This is a genomic window from Acinetobacter sp. AOR01_HL, from assembly GCF_027855455.1.
GTDB lineage: Bacteria > Pseudomonadota > Gammaproteobacteria > Pseudomonadales > Moraxellaceae > Acinetobacter > Acinetobacter baumannii.
Map to the genome: position 1 here is coordinate 81,993 of NZ_JAKTIM010000043.1, position 16,500 is coordinate 98,492.

Sequence of the window (16,500 nt, forward strand, 5' to 3'; positions counted from 1 at the left end):
CATAAAGACGATGTCAGAATGGTTCATATCCAGTATATGCTTTAAAAAGCGCACTACATATTATTTAGTATTGAGTCTCGCAATTAATATCCCTTTAACTGTATATGCATCAGACAATATGAATAGGGAAAATATTTTAAAAGCTGATTTTGATACTAATTTTTTAGTGGGAAATGCACAGAAAATTGATATTGGTCGATTTAAGTACGGCAATCCTATTTTACCGGGTGAATATAGTCTTGACGTCTATATTAATGGGCAGTGGTTAGGAAAACGAAAGTTTGTTTTTAAAAGTACTCGTTCGAATGAGAATGCAAAGACCTGTTTTACCCCAGATATGCTTTTAGAATATGGAGTTAAACCAGAAATTCTTCATCATGAAGTAAGTAGTACCTTTACCTGTAATGACTTGGACAAGTGGGTTAACGATGCTTTTTATCAATTTGATACTTCTCGTCTGAGACTTGATATTTCAATACCACAAGTTGCTTTACAAAAGAATGCTCAAGGGTATGTCGACCCACGTTTATGGGACCGCGGTATAAATGCAGCTTTTTTTGCATACAATGCTTCTGCCTATCGTATTGTAAATAATAACCATGAAACAAATCATGCGTTTATGGGTACAAATGTTGGTCTAAATCTCTATGATTGGCAATTACGCCATACTGGGCAGTGGAAATGGCAAGATCATAATGAAATACAAGAAAAGGTTTCTTCCTACACATCAAATAATACATATGCCCAAAAGGCTTTTCCCAAGCTCAATAGTGTTGTTACTTTAGGTGATTATTTTACCAATAATAATTTTTTTGATGCCCTACCTTATCGTGGGATTAACATATCAAGTGATGACCGCATGCTTCCTAACAGTATGCTCGGATATGCTCCCCAAATTCGAGGTTATGCCAAAACCAATGCAAAACTAGAGGTGCGTCAGCAAGGAAATTTAATTTATCAAACGACTGTTACACCCGGAAGTTTTGAAATTAATGATCTTTATCCCACAGGCTTCGGTGGCGAATTACAAGTCTCTATATATGAAACAAATGGAGAAATTCAAAAGTTTTCTATTCCTTATGCTTCTGTCATTGAGATGCTAAGACCTAAAATGAGCCGATATTCTTTTACTTTGGGACATTTTAGAGATGCCAATATCAATCTAAAACCATGGCTAGTGCAAGGTAAATATCAAAGAGGTATTAATAACTATTTAACAAGCTATACAGGCTTTCAGGCAACTGAAAACTACCAGTCTTTTTTAATAGGTAGCGCATTTGCAACCCCAATCGGTGCAATTTCATTTGATGTAACTCAGTCGTCAGCTGAGTTCGAACAAAAGCCCACCCTTAAAGGACGAAGTTATCGCTTAAGTTATAACCGACTATTTACTCCAACCAACACCAATTTAACTTTAGCTACGTATAGATATTCCACAGAAAATTATTTGAAATTACGCGATTCAATTTTAATTCGAGACTTGCAACAACAAGATATTGATAGCTTTTCCGTGGGGAAACAAAAAAGTGAATTTCAGATCACATTAAACCAAGGCCTTCCAAATCAATGGGGTAATTTTTATTTAGTAGGCTCGTGGATTAATTATTGGAACCAGCCTAATCGTAATCAACAATTCCAATTTGGATATAGTAATCAGTTTAAAGATCTGACTTACAGTATTTCTGCAATTACTCATGAGCTTGACCAAGAAAATCAAAATTCTGGTCATGAAACGCAATATTTGTTGTCTTTATCTTTTCCACTTCAATTTAAAAAAAATACCGTTAATTTTAATAGTTCTATTTCAGAAGATAGCCGAACTTTAGGAATGAGTGGTTATATCGGAGACCGCTTTGATTATGGCTCATCAATTTCATATCAAGATCAAGGACAAACAAGCCTAAATATTAATGGCACCTACCGTACTAACTATACAACTATAGGCGCTTCTTTTGGTCAGTCCGATACATACCAACAAGAAATGATCAATTTAAATGGAAGCTTGGTCGCTCACTCACAAGGTATTTTATTTGGCCCAGACCAAGTACAGACCATGGTATTGGTATATGCGCCTCAAGCGACTGGTGCTCGAGTCGGCAATACCTCTGGTCTAAGCATTAATAAACAAGGTTATGCTGTCATTCCTTATGTAACCCCCTATCGCTTAAATGACATTAGCCTTGACCCTCAAGGGATGCCATCAACTGTTGAACTTACGGAAACAAGTCATCGTATTGCCCCATATGCAGGATCGATCACTAAAGTTAACTTTTCAACAAAAACGGGATATGCAGTTTTTATTAGCACCCAAACACCTAATGGCGGCCATTTGCCATTTGCAGCACAAGTTTTTAATCAAAACAATGAAATAGTCGGAATGGTAGCCCAAGGTAGCCGGATTTATTTACGTACTCCCCTAACTCAAGATCATCTTTATGTGAAATGGGGACAAAGTAATAGTGAAGAATGTCAACTTGATTATGACATTCAATCAAAAATCTTACAGGAAAAACAATCAATTATTATGACAGAGGCAGTCTGCAAATGAAAAAAATGCTTATAAAGAGCGGTTTACTCATCACTAGTTTTTTTATTTATAACCAAACCTATGCCAACTGTACTTTAAGCAAGGGCTTTACCACAGTCGATATTCCAATGACGATTGGAACTATTGTAGTACGCCCGACCGATCCAATCGGAACAGTTCTCCAAAAGAATACTTTTACTATTTTACCCAATAATTCGACTGCAACTTGCAACCGTGCCAGTGACCAAATTACAGCGGCACTTCCATTAAACTATCCTGTTAGCTCGATTGGAAATAATGTGTATGCAACCAATATTCCGGGTATAGGTATTCGACTTTATAGAGAGGCATTCGACTCTACAGATTTTTCTGGATATTACCCTTATAAACGCAGCTTGACTCCTAATACAACATATACACTTTCACCAGGCTATTTTGTTATGGAAGTGATTAAAACTGCTGCAACTACAGGTTCAGGTGCATTAGTTGCTGGTCGTTACAGTACCTATTATGTAACAGGACAACAAAATCGTCCTTTCTTAACAACTACAGTATTGAGCAGCTCCCCTATTCTTATTGCATCATCTTCTTGTGAAATTCAAAACGGTATAGATACGGTTGTTCAGCTTCCCACTGTGATGAAGTCAGGTTTTAGAGCTATTGGATCAACTTAAGGTGAGAAAAACTTTAATTTATCGATTCTTTGTAATGGTGGGGAAAATAACTCGGGTGTACCAACGAGTAATACACTGAGTTTAAGCTTTGACTACATTTCTGACACTTCAAATAGTCAGGTTATTAATAACAGTGCTGCTAACTCAACTAAAGCGAACGGAGTTGGTGTTGAATTGTTATGGAATATGAATGGCGCGAACAATCCTATTCGAAAAGGAAACAAACTAGATATTGGTACAGTAAGTTCTAACCAGACAGTACAGTACGATATTCCTTTAACAGCGCGTTATTATCAAACTGCTTCGAATGTAACAGCCGGTGAAGTCAAAGCTAATGCAACGGTAACGATCCAATATGATTAGTATTTCTTCTAAACACTAGATCTTAGTAGTAAGTAGTAGGCTTTATAGAATGAATAATTTTTAATTAATACTAAAAAAGTCAAATGATCACACACATTATTTTTTAAATTTTACTAATAAATAAATTAAAAAAATGCTCATAAGCGAAAAAAGCTAATGAGCATTAGTGATAACCACTTAACCTGAAATACAAATTGTGGGAAATAGATCACAATTTGCATGACTATAATTTCAAAATTTAGCTTAAATATCAAGTCTTTTTTTTAACAAAAGTTTGATAAATTTATTTAACTCATTAATTTTAAATGAAAATAAGTTAAAAATAAAGTTTACGATTTTCATTTTACAGGCTTTCTAAAGAATTATCATTCTATTAATTCAAAAAACATAAATTTTATATATACGAATGTATAGTAAAATTAAAAAGTGCTCAAATAGGAGCGTTTAGTTAAAAGTAAATATTATGTAATTCGATAAATTATAAAGCTTTACATAACCTATAAGAAAAAAAACAAACACATATCTGGAAATATTTTTCAATTACAGCCTAACTTCAAGTTTTTATTACAAAACCACATGCTCATTATTTGGAAAATATTTTGTATTTTATTATTAAGTTTAGGGGCTTTCGGAGTTGGTTTAGGTATTAGTTATTTAGATTTTTTCTTATTTTTTATTGGTTTACTTTTTTTGCTGTGTTTTTTTCTAGCCTTGAAGCAAGCAAGAGAAGATGCAGGAAGTTTTCCAGATTAATCACTTTAGTCAAACAAGTCAGTAGTAGTACAAATAAAAGAATGATTGAATAGTTCATGCACAAATTTAAAAAAGGATCAGCTTTGAAGTATGTTTAAAAAGTCCTCAGATGCAGGCATCTTTTTATGGATGACTTACCAGACAATGCAAAACATGGGTTTAGATGCCGAATCAATTTTTGCTAGCGTTAACTTACCAAATCAGCCACCAGATAAGACTATTCGACGCGATAATTCGACCCAATATCGGTTTTGGAATGCAGCTGAAATAATCAGTAAAGATCAAAATATTGGCTTGCATGTCGGGAGCCAAATGCCCGCATTTAGAGGACTAGTTATTGAATATCTATTTTTAAGTAGTTCTACATTCGGTGAGGGTTTAAAAAGAGCTTTAAAATATCAAGCTTTACTCACAGACGTTTTTGATCTCACCTTAACTGTTGAACAAGATAAAGCAATTTTATCGGGCTTTGAACACTCAGTAAGACATTATTTAGAAGCTGCAATCGGTATATTTCTTAATTTTTTTAAATATATTACAAATAATAGTTTCGCCCCTACAGAAATTCATCTGACTTACTCGAAAGGGGCTTCAAATGACAATTATAAAAAGGTTTGGAAATGTCCTGTGGTTTTAGGTCAATCAACTGGAGCTATTATTTTTCCATCCACATTATTACAACAAGTGTCACCAGCAGCTGAACCTGAATTATTGAAAGTCCATGAAAATATTGCAGAGCAACAATTAGCTAACTTAGAAAAACATCGTCTCATTTACGCTATTGAACGTTTACTCGGCAATGGTCTTCTTGAGTCAGGTAATTTTGATCAAAAGTTTATTGCTGAACAGTTAAATCGAAATCCCCGAACTCTTAGAGCAGATCTTCAAGCAATTAATACATCCTATGAGCAAATTTTAAACCATTATAGAGAACGACTAGCAAGGCGCTTACTTGCCCATACTCAGGAAAGCATTGATCAGATTGTTTATTTAACAGGTTTTTCAGAACCTTCAGCATTTACAAGAGCATTTAAGCGTTGGACTGGAGAAACCCCTAGCGCTTATCGTCAACGTAAACAAAAATGAACAAATTGATCTTTTAGGCAATATTGACACTGCCTGTTAAGTCAAAAATATAACAGTAACTTCTCATAGAATGAATCAAATTATTTTTTAAGAAGTTTTTGTTATGCTTGGTTTCCCATTAGGTATTTTTGTCGCGAATGGTTTGGAATGGTATTTTCATAAGGTTTGGCTTCATGAATTTCCAACCAAATATCGTAACAGCCCTTTTTTTACTCATATTGCTCATCATAAACGTGCTCGCTTAAATAATTTTCATGATGAAGGTTATGCAGAATCAATGTTCAAAAATGCAGAAATTTATAATGAAAAAACAGCATTAATTGGTTTAGCAGGCGCGGCAACAGTATTCTTACCAGTAGCACCTTTTTTTACAGCTGGATTATATTACGGAATATGGAATTACTGGCGAATACATGCCAAATCACATTTAGATCCAGAGTATGCTAAAAACCGTATACCTTGGCATTATGATCATCATATGACGAGCAATCAAAATGCTAACTGGTGCGTAACTCGACCATGGTTCGATTATATTATGGGTACGAGAGTTACAACAGAAGTTTCTAAAACTGAAACTAATCCTTTAGGAATACAATTACCTCATTGGCTTGAAAAAAGAGTAAATACATTTGCGCATAAAATACTCAAAAAATCTTTTGCTAAAATTGACTTAAATTCACAAAAAGATAAATCCGATTTAAATAAAGGAATAGAAGTCGCTTTAACATAAATCGGCATAAAGATGCTGCTAAAAATTAGCAGCATCGATGTTATACACGAAAAGATTCAAAACAATCTAAAAGAAAATCCATCACTACCCTTACTGCAGGACTACTCCGCAGATCTTCATGAATTACTAACCAAATTTCAGCACTCATTGGGTCATCATCAGGTAATTTTACTAAATGACCTTGCTGGCCTAAAAAATCAGGTAGTACAGCTAAACCAACTGCTCCACAAGTAGCCCGCCATTGAAGCTCAGGATGATTCGTAACCATAACAGGCTCTTTATAATTTAACCGTTGTTTTAGCTTTTGCTGTTTTTGTCCTTGAACTCCACCAACTTCAACGCTAATCCATTCATAGTTTTCTTCTTGTATAGCATCCAAATATTCTTGGGCTGCATATATGCCAAAAGGAACTTCACCAGCTTTACGCGCAATTAGATAATCATCTTTAGGGCGTCCAAAGCGAACTGCGATATCTGCTTCGCGATGCTGTAAGGAGGCATAATGAACATCACCAAGTATTCTCAATTGCAGCTCAGGATATTGACGATAAAACTTACCAAGATGAGGCATTACCAAATGTGCAGCCGTAGCTGGCGGTAGACTTACCGAAACTACTCCACTAATTTCCTGTTGTCCTGCCTGAGCCAGACGTTCAATAGAAAATGTTTCTTCCATCATACGTGTCACGATTTTGGCCAGACGCTCCCCCTCTGAAGTTAAAATATAAGTACGAGGTCTACGGTCCACTAATTTTAGTTTTAAATTATCTTCTAACTGGGCAATTCTTCTTGCAACAGTAGCATGGTCAACACCTAACTTTCTTGCAGCAGCTGAAAGTGTCTTCTCTTCAGAAAAAACTGAAAAGTAATGTAAATTTTCCCAATCAATCATTGTGCAAATTTTCACATCAGAGATGAATTAATATGGAATTGTACACCTTTATGTGATTACTCAGAATAAAGACATTCTTTTTCGGAGCCCAATCATGAATAAATCAATGGTGTATGCCTATACTGGTGTTGTAATCACAATGCTGTTTTGGGGCTCGGCATTTAATGCGATGTCTTATGTGATTCAATATATGCCACCTCTTTCAGCAGCAGCTGAACGTTTTACAATTGCAAGCCTTGGTCTATTTATTCTTTTTGCAGCTATAGGAAAGCTACGTTGGGCCGCATTACGGCAAAATTTAGCTATCTATCTTATTATTGGAATTATAGGTATTGCCGGTTTTAACCTAGGCTGTTTCTATGGTTTACAAACCACCTCAGCAGTCAATGGCGCTTTAATCATGGCCACAACACCTTTAATTACTTTATTGTTAACAATTTTACTTGATGGAGAAAAACTAACACTTAATAAGTCTATTGGTGTTGTATTTGGCTTAAGTGGTGTACTTTTTGTTATTAGTCATGGCCATATTTCAACGCTACTACATTTAAAAATAGCAATCGGTGACTTATTCATCTTACTAGGTGGTGTCAGTTTTTGTTTAGCGAATGTGCTATCACGCCGTTATGTAAAAAATGCTACACCTTTAGAGACCACAACCTTTTCCATGATGTCCGGTGCTTTGACTTTAATCATATTAAGTGTAATTTTTGAGCACCCTTCTCAAGCAATTGCTATGGCGCCTATCACTGCACACTTAGCTATGGGATACGTCATTATTTGTTCTACCATGATTGCTTATTTATTTTGGTTTAATGGTATCCAAAAACTAGGTGCAGGCCGAGCATCAATCTTTTTTAACTTTGTTCCGGTTTTTAGTATGTTAGTTGCCTTGTTAGCTGGTCAATCACTTAATATCTGGCAACTTATAGGCACAGCTTTAGTCATGCTTGGCGTGATGAGTAGTGGAGGATTTATTCAGATTAAACGTCCTACACTTATAGCTAAGCCTTGCACAAAGTAATGATCACACAAATTCATCTTAATTATTGCGTTGTAACAAAGAATGTATGTTTCTTTAAAACTTAACAAATGGTTGCCATATATAGTTTTAAAACACAACAAGGAGAATTAAGATGAATTTGGATTTTACAACTATCGAAAAACAGGCCAAATTGCTAAAAGAAGAGCAAGAGAAACTAGAACAGCAAGATCATGATTTTCAGTTAGCTTTAGACAAGCATAGAGAATCATTAAAAAATTTATTTAAAGAACTTTTTCATGATCGAGAAATTAAAACAGAAAATGGAGGACAGTTTTGTGTAGTATTTGGTGATTTTAAAATATCTCTACTCATTGAAACAGCCAAATTCGAGAATGGTGTTCCTGTTAAATTAAATTCCGTTAATCCAATTATTGTTAAATTTAAAAAGGATAAGCCCGTTGCAAAAGCCCAATTTTCTGATGCAACCCAATATCTTGATAGTGGTTTTGAAACACCCCACTATCAGTACTATTACAAACACGCTGATAAAACACAATTAGTTCAATTTTCGGAGTTACCTGTATTTTTTCAAGCAATCCTTGATGCAGAAGTCTGATTATCTGCCCTCAATGGAGGGCTTTTTTATAAACTGAATTTACGGATCAAACAGACTCATCTTTATAAAAATAGCCATAACATCAGTTTCGTTTTCTCAACTCGTTTTAATTTACAAACAAAAAAATTTTAAGGTATCGGCTCAAAAAACCATTTGCTTCTTTTTCAAATAACTTGTATATACATGTTTGTATTTGTTTATACAAAAATGGATCTAATAATAGAAAAGCTCTTAAAGGATAAGGAGAGTGTTATGGACTCATCAGCTGGGAAATCGAAAAGCGGATTTGTTGAAAACCGAAGTATTGACTTTATTCCTGAAAATGAAAGGCATGGCAGTATATTTGCCCAATTTACGCTTTGGTTCGGGGCCAATTTACAGATTACAGCTATTGTTACAGGTGCATTAGCCGTCGTATTAGGTGGTGATGTATTTTGGTCAATCATTGGCCTCTTTATTGGACAATGCTTTGGTGCTGCCGTCATGGCTTTACACGCAGCTCAAGGTCCAAAACTAGGCCTCCCACAAATGATTTCGAGTCGAGTCCAATTTGGGGTATATGGTGCCTGTATCCCCATCATTCTTGTTTGTCTTATGTATATTGGCTTTACGGCCACTGGTGAGGTACTCGCTGGTAAAGCAATTGCTCATCTAGCACAAGTGAGTAATACAACAGGTATTTTAATCTATGCTTGTTTTATTATTATATTTGCGACAATTGGCTATCGTTTAATTCATTGGGTAGGCAAAGTTGCAAGTGTTATTGGTTTAATTGCTTTTGTTATTATTTTAACTCAAATTTTAGCTCTCTCTAATATTTCAGAATTGCTTGCTGTACGGCATTTTAGCTGGTCATCATTTTTATTAGCAGTTTCTCTTTCTGCTTCTTGGCAAATTTCATTTGGACCTTATGTAGCAGATTATTCTCGTTATCTTCCTACAAAAACATCTTCAACACGCGTATTTTGGGCAGTTGGGCTTGGGTCTTTAATAGGCTCCCAAATTTCAATGATGCTCGGTGTATTCATTGCTCAAGTCTCGAATGGTGGTTTTGTTGGCAATGAAGTTCAGTACGTTGTAGGCATGAATCCAATCGCTCTTGTGATTACTTTTTTATATTTTAGTATTGCATTCGGAAAGGTCACGTTATCTACACTTAATGCTTATGGCAGTTTTATGTGTATTGCGACCATTTGGAACAGTTTCAAGCCAAGTGCTCAAATTTCAAAATTAACGCGACTTACAATTGTTCTTGCAATGGTAATTATCTCAACATTTATTGCAGTTGTAGGTGAACATACTTTTTTAAGCGCATTCAAATCTTTTATTTTGTTTCTTCTTACATTTTTCATTCCTTGGAGTGCAATTAATTTAGTTGATTACTATTTTATTTCTAAAGAAGAATGCGATGTAGATGCCTTATATGACCCAAATGGTAAATATGGCCGCTGGAACACGATTGGAATCGCTTGTTATTGTATTGGTATCTTACTTCAGTTGCCCTTTATTGATAGTAAATTCTATAAAGGACAAATTGCCGAAATGTTGGGTGGAGTCGATTTATCCTGGTTAGTGGGATTGTTATCCACTGCAGTTTTATATTATGTACTTGCCAAAAGAGCTCAAATAAAAATTTCAAAAGCTCTTCAACTTGAACGAGTAAAATAATGTTAAGACGAGATATCAAAGTCTAAAATAATACTTTGATATCTCATTAATATTTTTCTACTGTTGAGCAGTACTTGGTTGTGCAGAGGCAGGCAATCCAAATAACTTATCGAATGTCCAATTAAATATGAACGTATAAATTGGAATGATAATAATAAATGCAACATCTAACCAAAATGCGGCAACAAGAGAAATATTCATCCACCACGCAATAAGCGGAATTAAGAACATTACTAAAGTAATTTGAAATCCGATCGCATGCGCAATTCTTCGTTTAACCGTACGCGACTTACTTTCTTGGCGAGCCTCCCATTTTTCATAAAGAATGTTGTAGATAAAGTTCCACGTTACCGCAATAGTAGTAATCATCACTGAAAGTGGCCCAGTGTGCTCTACACTATCTCCGGCCAAAAGAGCCAAACCTACTGATGAAATCACCATTCCAATAATTTCATATGAAGAAACATAAACAATACGACGTTTTAAACCTTGCATAATCTTTCAACTTTTATTACTTCTTATTATTTTAGTTTCAGCTAAAATCATATATAAAGTTAACAGCTTTCAGTTCTACTGATATCAAAATGAATTTTAATAGTGAAAATATCGAACTTTTCTTAACCGTATTAGATACTGGATCTTTCTCGGCCGCGGCACGTAAGTTAAATCGAGTGCCATCAGCAGTGAGTATGACAATTGCCAATATTGAAGCAGAACTTGGTTACCACTTATTTGAACGTACACACCGCAAAGTTATTCCTACCGCGGCGGCTTTAGCATTGGAACCTCAAGCCCGTATTATTGCTGAACAGCTTAGGCTATTAGCTACGCATGCTTATGAACTTTCACTTGGTCTTGAAAGTAAATTAAAAATAGGTGTGGTTTCAGATGCGAATACTGAATTACTTTTTAAAGCCATAAAGCAACTAGCAGAGAAGTTTCCCCTTCTTAACCTAGAAATTATTACAGCTCCTCAAGATGATATTCTAAATTTACTTTATACAGAAAATATTAGCCTTTGCCTTGCAGGTTCAAATCTCAATATAAAAATGCGTGAAAGCCTACAATTAGTAATGACAGAAACAGTTATTGCTACGATCTCTGCTCATCATCCGTTTTTAAAAGAACAGAATAAGTTAAACACGATTGAAGAGTTAATTAATATTCGGCAAATTGTGGTCGCAAGTAGTGAGCTGGATATGGAAGACTCACGTTCAATCATTGGAGCAATGTACTGGAAAACAAATAGCTTACAAACGGCAATTAATATGGTCGAAGCGGGCTTAGGATGGGGAAATTTTCCCTTATCTTTGGTAAAAGAAAAGATTGAACAAGGCCACTTAGTTCAATTAGATTTTAAAAATACGAAAAATCATTTGCCTTTATCTATTTATCTCATTTGGCTTCAAGATAAACCGTTATCGAAAGCAGCCAGAGAGCTTGTCCAGATTGTTCAAGCAAACTTATCTCAAACTTGTCATTAAAAAACCGCCATTTAGACGGTTCTTTAGGAGCTATTTAGATTTATTAGACTCTATAACTTTTTCATCATAATGCTTATAACAATAGCCAAACATCGCACCTGCACTGAAGAAAAACATTGCTTTAAACATGATGACACTCCTATGCCTTATTGATTGAAAGTTAAACTTAGCATTTAGCCATGTTTCACTTTGAGTACTATTTAAATCAGTTTTGTTCATAATGAAAAATTACGTGACAATCTTTTTCAATTTATTAAAAACACTTATTTTGTTGATTTTATTATATTAATTTTCATAAAAAAACGAGAACTCTATGATTAAATTAAAGAAAGCAAAAAGCCTATTCATAATGAATAGGCTTCTTACTGTATTTCAGGACTAAGCAATAATAATAATTATCAAAAATACTCTACTACTGTATAAATTCCAAGTGTTTTAGTCAAGTATAAAATTGATCAATTACAAAAGGTTGTAGAAAATGCGAAACAATCTTCATTCTAGGTTTTATCTATAAAACTTACTTTAAATTTATACTATTTTTGGACCCGTACGGCTTCTATTTCTAGCTTTGAAAGGACAAAATTTTATAGGTTAATATTGATAGATTTAATAAGTTCATCTCGATAGGGACCAAGAATAATTTGCTCAACCTTATTCATTCTATTACGCATATCCTGAGCATGAGCAATATTCTTAACGTCCAGCTTTTCTTCATACTGATCTGTTCTTTTGCTAACTAATGATTTATTAGTTAAATTATTTAACACAAAATAAAATGTTCTACGTAGATCTTGAAAAGTAAAAGAAAGATTACATTGTTCATTAATTTTTTTTCTAAATTTTGAAATATTAATAATATGACCAGATTCAGATTTTACAGATGGAAAAACCCACTCTCCTTTATTTTGTATTCTTCGTTTTTTCATCCGATGCCAAAGAAAGTTTCCCATATAAATTTTATAGTACACATTATTGTATGGATTTATAAAAGACAGAGTTCCTTCCTCTAAATCTATATTTTTCCAATGTAAAGATTCACACTCATTCCTAAAAAGCCCTGTTAATATAAGTGTTAATAAAAAATCCTTATTTGTTTCATTTTCCTGTCCCCTACCTTTATATTCAATAATTGCTTGCACCCACTTGGTTAAATTATCCACATCGATATAGTTTCTTCGAGGTGGGATTTCTTCCCAGAGCTGTTTCTTCTTTAACAAATTAACCGGATTTATCCTTGGTATAATTACTTCACAATTTTTATTTTGATAATACTTAATTGAAAAATGATAGACCGCTCTAAGTACACGCATAGATAAATTAGCTTTTGCATAACTATACTGAGATAACTGAATATACTTTTCTTCAATCATCTGTTCAGTAATATCAATCAGTTTAAGTTCACTTAAGTCTATTAAATATTTTTCTATAACTTCTTTATAGTCGGCTAATGTCCTTTCTTTTAACTCGTGGTGATTTATATATACTTGGAAAGCTTCTTTGAGATAAGGCTGGTCAATTTTCTCATTTAAACTATTTTTTAATATTTTATTATTTTTAATGCTTAAAGGGTTTGAGTCAGTTAACTCTTTTAACTTCTGCTGTGCAAGTATACGGGCGTCTTCAACAGTAATTTTTTCATAATCCCCTAATTTACAACGAATTGATTTCCCCTTTACTTTCTTCTCCACAATATAAGTTTTATAAGAGTTATTTACACGAATAGCAAAGCCAATAATCTCACTGTCACGATAAATAGCCGGTGTGAGTTCAAGTTGATCGATAAATGACTTAGTTAGCTTTACTCGTGAAGTGCTCATAAGCTAGAATCCCTATCGCTTGTGGTAATTAACAATATAGCAAAATATTTTTCAGGTCTACTGCTGCTACTTTTGAAAAATACTTGTGTTTAATAAAAAAATTGATTAGTATTGCAGGCACTGAAAAGCCTTGAGATTAAAAGCTTTTCTGATTATAGGGCCTATAGCTCAGTCGGTTAGAGCAGCGGACTCATAATCCGTTGGTCCACAGTTCGAGTCTGTGTGGGCCCACCAAATACAAACCCCAAAAACTTTAAGTTTTTGGGGTTTTTTAACTTTAGATATTTTTAAAATATAGCCAAATATCACTTCATTATTCAAAAATTGTTCAATTAAACATTAAAAGCCTTTTCCAATTTCCGTATTATTGAACATTCCTTTTCAACCTTTAGGACTGTTATAAATGTTTGAGTTGATTATTTGACCTGTTCTTAAGCTAAATTTTGTTTCAGGATTGATTTTGAGCTTTCTATTTGAACATCCCAAAACTTTTTCCATAAATCACAATATTCGAGGCATAGGTTTTCTAAATAAGTGTAGTCTTCTTCTGTACAAGCTTGCATTAAAATAAACCATAGATCTTCTTCATGATCGTCATCTGCTGCCTCAGCAGTTTCATCTTCAGATACTCCATGCACATGGTAATAGCCACCACCCTCGACCGCTATACCTACAGCACTGGTTGCTTTTCGTAAAGGTGGACTGTACAAAATAACTTCTTCTTCAGCTACAGCTAATAAAGCAGAAACGGCTTTATAGTCTTTATAGGAATTTTCTAGAAACTCTCTCAGCTGATGTGCAATTTCTGTTGGTTGATAACTCTGGCGCTCGTCCTCCGTTACTCCAAAATCATCAAGAACATCTTCAAATAAAGGATAATGTGCATATTCTGGGTTACCTTGATAATAACCGTCTTTGTCGGTCCCAGGCCGAAACCCAAACTCATCAAATATGTTAAGACTCAAAAGACAGCGCGGAAACATCTTTGCACCTGCATGCAACCTAGGTTCTAACTGCTTTGTCTGGTATTGAGCCATTAATAAAGCATCTGTAAAAGTTTGTACGATTGCATGGCGATACTCTAAATGAATACGCTTTAAGTTTTCTTTATTAATTTCACCGTTATTTAAAGTTTCTATTGCAGGATGATGAGATACTGGATGTTTCGCGATCTTGGCTCTTAATTGATTTAAAAAATTAAGATTTTTGTCCCAAAGTTCAGCTGAAATGCTTTGTTTCATCCCTGCAAGTGCTTTTTTCCTAGGATTATTAAAGTCCTCAAATTTTTTAGGCATAATCCACTCTCATTAAACTTATTAATTTTTTAAATTTCCATATTCTATTTTAAAAACAAATAGTTAAGATAAAAATAAGACTCCTTTTGTCGAAAATTCATATTAGAATTAAAATTCTACTAAATCAAATAGAATATTTAAAAAATTTAAAAATAATCTTGAGTAGCTTTTATAATATTCGCTTGAATAAAATTATGTTTTTGATTATGATTAATTTGATTAAAATTTTAAAATCTATATCAAGTAATAATTAGTTTCAATTATATGGAAATGTAATGTCAAAAAAAGAAGATATTATAAATACTGCTTTAGAACTTTTTAACCAAATTGGTTACAATGCTACAGGGGTAGACAAAATTATTGCTGAATCAAATGTAGCCAAGATGACTTTCTACAAATATTTTCCATCGAAAGAAAGTTTAATCATGGAGTGCCTACATCATCGAAATATTAATATACAAAATTCAATTTATGAAAAATTAAGCTTACATCCAGATGTAAGTCCAATTGAGAAAATACATCTAATTTTTAATTGGTATATTGACTGGGTTAATAGTGAGAATTTTAATGGTTGCCTATTCAAAAAGGCTTTTATTGAAGTGTCTAAACAATACACCTCAATTCGTGAACCATTTCAAGAATATACAAACTGGCTTATAAATTTATTAAATAGTTTATTAGTAGAGCTAGATATTAAAGACCCTACTCCACTTACTCATATCATCATTTCAATTATTGATGGTATTATTATTGATGGGACAATTGATAAAGATCTGATTGATCCCTCTAAGAAATGGCAATATATTGAGTATTTGATTAAAACTGAAAATCCTTAATACTTCTAATATATACAATAATATTTTAAAAATTCAATTATATATTTTTCTATTATAAAATTAGAATATAATATTTAAAAATATTTTTAAATTAAAATAAATAAAATTTGTTTGGAAGATAATTTTCTACCTTTTTAGACAAACTCATATTAGAATTCTGCAACCTTATTGTCTCCCACATCTCTATGAAAAAGTTTTTAGGCAATTCTATCTTCAAAGCAGTTGGTTGGACCTATGATGCAGATCCTACAATTCTTGAGAAAAAACAAGTTATTATCGGTTTTGAACATACTTCTAACCTTGATGCGATCTTATCAATTGCTTTGTTTCAAATATTAGATTTAAAAATTCATACACTAATAAAAAAAGAACTTTTCAAAGGTCCAATGAAGCCTGTCCTTGAAAAGCTAGGTGGCATTCCCGTTGACCGAAAAGCAAGCAAAGATATCGTCTCTCAAATGGTCGAAAAATTCCAAAGTAGCGATACATTTAACCTAGTGATTGCACCTGAAGCAACGCGTGCCAAAGATGGATCGGAACGCAAACCTATTCGTACCGGTTTTTGGCATATTGCTAAGGCAGCAAATGTTCCAATTGTGCTGATGTATGCAAATGCAAGAACCAAAAAAGGCGGTATTTTAGGTAAGATTTATCCTACCGACTTACAAAAAGATCTTGAAACGATTAAAGAACTTTATGCGCAATATGATATTGATGTGAAAATTAACTAGCTAACTCTCTCATGAAATTTGAGCCTATTTTTTATGTAAATTT

General features: G+C 33.7%; 13 protein-coding genes, 1 tRNA gene and 1 pseudogene. 11 read left to right on the forward strand and 4 right to left on the reverse strand.

Going from position 1 to position 16,500, the window contains the following annotated elements; translation table 11 throughout:
- Positions 1-10 precede the first annotated feature (10 nt).
- From MKL62_RS13865 to MKL62_RS13880, 4 genes and pseudogenes are all read left to right on the forward strand, one after another.
- Positions 11-2,548: a fimbria/pilus outer membrane usher protein gene (locus MKL62_RS13865; RefSeq protein ID WP_005128818.1), complete on the forward strand. Its 2,538-nt coding sequence runs from the start codon at positions 11-13 to the stop codon at positions 2,546-2,548.
- Positions 2,545-3,564, forward strand: a pseudogene (locus tag MKL62_RS13870) (fimbrial protein). Before MKL62_RS13865 ends, MKL62_RS13870 begins: the two are co-directional and overlap by 4 nt.
- Positions 3,565-4,407: 843 nt before the next feature.
- A complete protein-coding gene (locus MKL62_RS13875; protein ID WP_005128822.1) occupies positions 4,408-5,403 on the forward strand; it encodes an AraC family transcriptional regulator in 996 nt (331 codons plus the stop codon).
- Between the two features lie 103 nt (positions 5,404-5,506).
- Complete coding sequence (locus MKL62_RS13880; RefSeq protein ID WP_000900338.1) at positions 5,507-6,133, forward strand: sterol desaturase family protein; 627 nt, start codon at positions 5,507-5,509, stop codon at positions 6,131-6,133.
- 40 nt (positions 6,134-6,173) lie between these two features.
- Here MKL62_RS13880 and MKL62_RS13885 read toward each other — a convergent pair whose 3' ends face one another.
- Complete coding sequence (locus MKL62_RS13885) at positions 6,174-7,025, reverse strand: LysR family transcriptional regulator (RefSeq protein ID WP_000568093.1); 852 nt, start codon at positions 7,023-7,025, stop codon at positions 6,174-6,176.
- A 94-nt stretch (positions 7,026-7,119) separates the two neighbouring features.
- Here MKL62_RS13885 and MKL62_RS13890 point away from each other — a divergent pair, with 94 nt between their 5' ends.
- The 3 genes from MKL62_RS13890 (at position 7,120) to MKL62_RS13900 (ending at position 10,294) form a co-directional block, all read left to right on the forward strand.
- Positions 7,120-8,049 carry a DMT family transporter gene (locus MKL62_RS13890; protein ID WP_005128824.1) on the forward strand — a complete coding sequence of 310 codons (930 nt, stop codon included), beginning with the start codon at positions 7,120-7,122 and terminating at the stop codon, positions 8,047-8,049.
- Between the two features lie 112 nt (positions 8,050-8,161).
- Positions 8,162-8,626, forward strand: coding sequence for a hypothetical protein (locus MKL62_RS13895; protein ID WP_001046931.1), 465 nt, complete (start codon positions 8,162-8,164; stop codon positions 8,624-8,626).
- 252 nt (positions 8,627-8,878) lie between these two features.
- A complete protein-coding gene (locus MKL62_RS13900; RefSeq protein ID WP_002068329.1) occupies positions 8,879-10,294 on the forward strand; it encodes a purine-cytosine permease family protein in 1,416 nt (471 codons plus the stop codon).
- A gap of 57 nt (positions 10,295-10,351) precedes the next feature.
- On the opposite strand, the gene MKL62_RS13905 is transcribed toward MKL62_RS13900, so the two are convergent.
- Positions 10,352-10,789 (reverse strand): PACE efflux transporter, encoded by a 438-nt coding sequence (locus tag MKL62_RS13905; RefSeq protein WP_001161759.1) that lies wholly within the window; start codon positions 10,787-10,789, stop codon positions 10,352-10,354.
- 89 nt (positions 10,790-10,878) lie between these two features.
- Between MKL62_RS13905 and MKL62_RS13910 the strand changes: the two genes are divergently transcribed.
- A complete protein-coding gene (locus MKL62_RS13910; protein WP_005128825.1) occupies positions 10,879-11,778 on the forward strand; it encodes a LysR family transcriptional regulator in 900 nt (299 codons plus the stop codon).
- Between the two features lie 584 nt (positions 11,779-12,362).
- Here MKL62_RS13910 and MKL62_RS13915 read toward each other — a convergent pair.
- Positions 12,363-13,595 (reverse strand): integrase family protein, encoded by a 1,233-nt coding sequence (locus MKL62_RS13915; RefSeq protein ID WP_005128827.1) that lies wholly within the window; start codon positions 13,593-13,595, stop codon positions 12,363-12,365.
- A gap of 157 nt (positions 13,596-13,752) precedes the next feature.
- Here MKL62_RS13915 and MKL62_RS13920 point away from each other — a divergent pair.
- Positions 13,753-13,829: transfer RNA gene (locus MKL62_RS13920), tRNA-Ile, on the forward strand.
- A gap of 197 nt (positions 13,830-14,026) precedes the next feature.
- Here the strand turns inward: MKL62_RS13920 and MKL62_RS13925 are convergent.
- Positions 14,027-14,890 (reverse strand): heme oxygenase-like domain-containing protein, encoded by an 864-nt coding sequence (locus MKL62_RS13925; protein ID WP_005128828.1) that lies wholly within the window; start codon positions 14,888-14,890, stop codon positions 14,027-14,029.
- A gap of 275 nt (positions 14,891-15,165) precedes the next feature.
- Between MKL62_RS13925 and MKL62_RS13930 the strand changes: the two genes are divergently transcribed.
- Together MKL62_RS13930 and MKL62_RS13935 are read left to right on the forward strand one after the other, a co-directional pair.
- Complete coding sequence (locus tag MKL62_RS13930) at positions 15,166-15,726, forward strand: TetR/AcrR family transcriptional regulator (RefSeq protein WP_000037170.1); 561 nt, start codon at positions 15,166-15,168, stop codon at positions 15,724-15,726.
- A gap of 185 nt (positions 15,727-15,911) precedes the next feature.
- Entirely contained in the window at positions 15,912-16,457 is a 546-nt protein-coding gene (locus MKL62_RS13935) for a 1-acyl-sn-glycerol-3-phosphate acyltransferase (protein WP_005128829.1), read from the forward strand.
- The last annotated feature ends 43 nt before the right edge of the window (positions 16,458-16,500 follow it).

Excerpts from the sequence above, each read along its gene's own strand:
- MKL62_RS13865 (WP_005128818.1), top strand. The coding sequence starts at position 11 with ATGTCAGAATGGTTCATATCCAGTATATGCTTTAAAAAGCGCACTACA.
- MKL62_RS13875 (WP_005128822.1), top strand. The coding sequence starts at position 4,408 with ATGTTTAAAAAGTCCTCAGATGCAGGCATCTTTTTATGGATGACTTAC.
- MKL62_RS13880 (WP_000900338.1), top strand. The coding sequence starts at position 5,507 with ATGCTTGGTTTCCCATTAGGTATTTTTGTCGCGAATGGTTTGGAATGG.
- MKL62_RS13885 (WP_000568093.1), bottom strand. The coding sequence starts at position 7,025 with ATGATTGATTGGGAAAATTTACATTACTTTTCAGTTTTTTCTGAAGAG.
- MKL62_RS13890 (WP_005128824.1), top strand. The coding sequence starts at position 7,120 with ATGAATAAATCAATGGTGTATGCCTATACTGGTGTTGTAATCACAATG.
- MKL62_RS13895 (WP_001046931.1), top strand. The coding sequence starts at position 8,162 with ATGAATTTGGATTTTACAACTATCGAAAAACAGGCCAAATTGCTAAAA.
- MKL62_RS13900 (WP_002068329.1), top strand. The coding sequence starts at position 8,879 with ATGGACTCATCAGCTGGGAAATCGAAAAGCGGATTTGTTGAAAACCGA.
- MKL62_RS13905 (WP_001161759.1), bottom strand. The coding sequence starts at position 10,789 with ATGCAAGGTTTAAAACGTCGTATTGTTTATGTTTCTTCATATGAAATT.
- MKL62_RS13910 (WP_005128825.1), top strand. The coding sequence starts at position 10,879 with ATGAATTTTAATAGTGAAAATATCGAACTTTTCTTAACCGTATTAGAT.
- MKL62_RS13915 (WP_005128827.1), bottom strand. The coding sequence starts at position 13,595 with ATGAGCACTTCACGAGTAAAGCTAACTAAGTCATTTATCGATCAACTT.
- MKL62_RS13925 (WP_005128828.1), bottom strand. The coding sequence starts at position 14,890 with ATGCCTAAAAAATTTGAGGACTTTAATAATCCTAGGAAAAAAGCACTT.
- MKL62_RS13930 (WP_000037170.1), top strand. The coding sequence starts at position 15,166 with ATGTCAAAAAAAGAAGATATTATAAATACTGCTTTAGAACTTTTTAAC.
- MKL62_RS13935 (WP_005128829.1), top strand. The coding sequence starts at position 15,912 with ATGAAAAAGTTTTTAGGCAATTCTATCTTCAAAGCAGTTGGTTGGACC.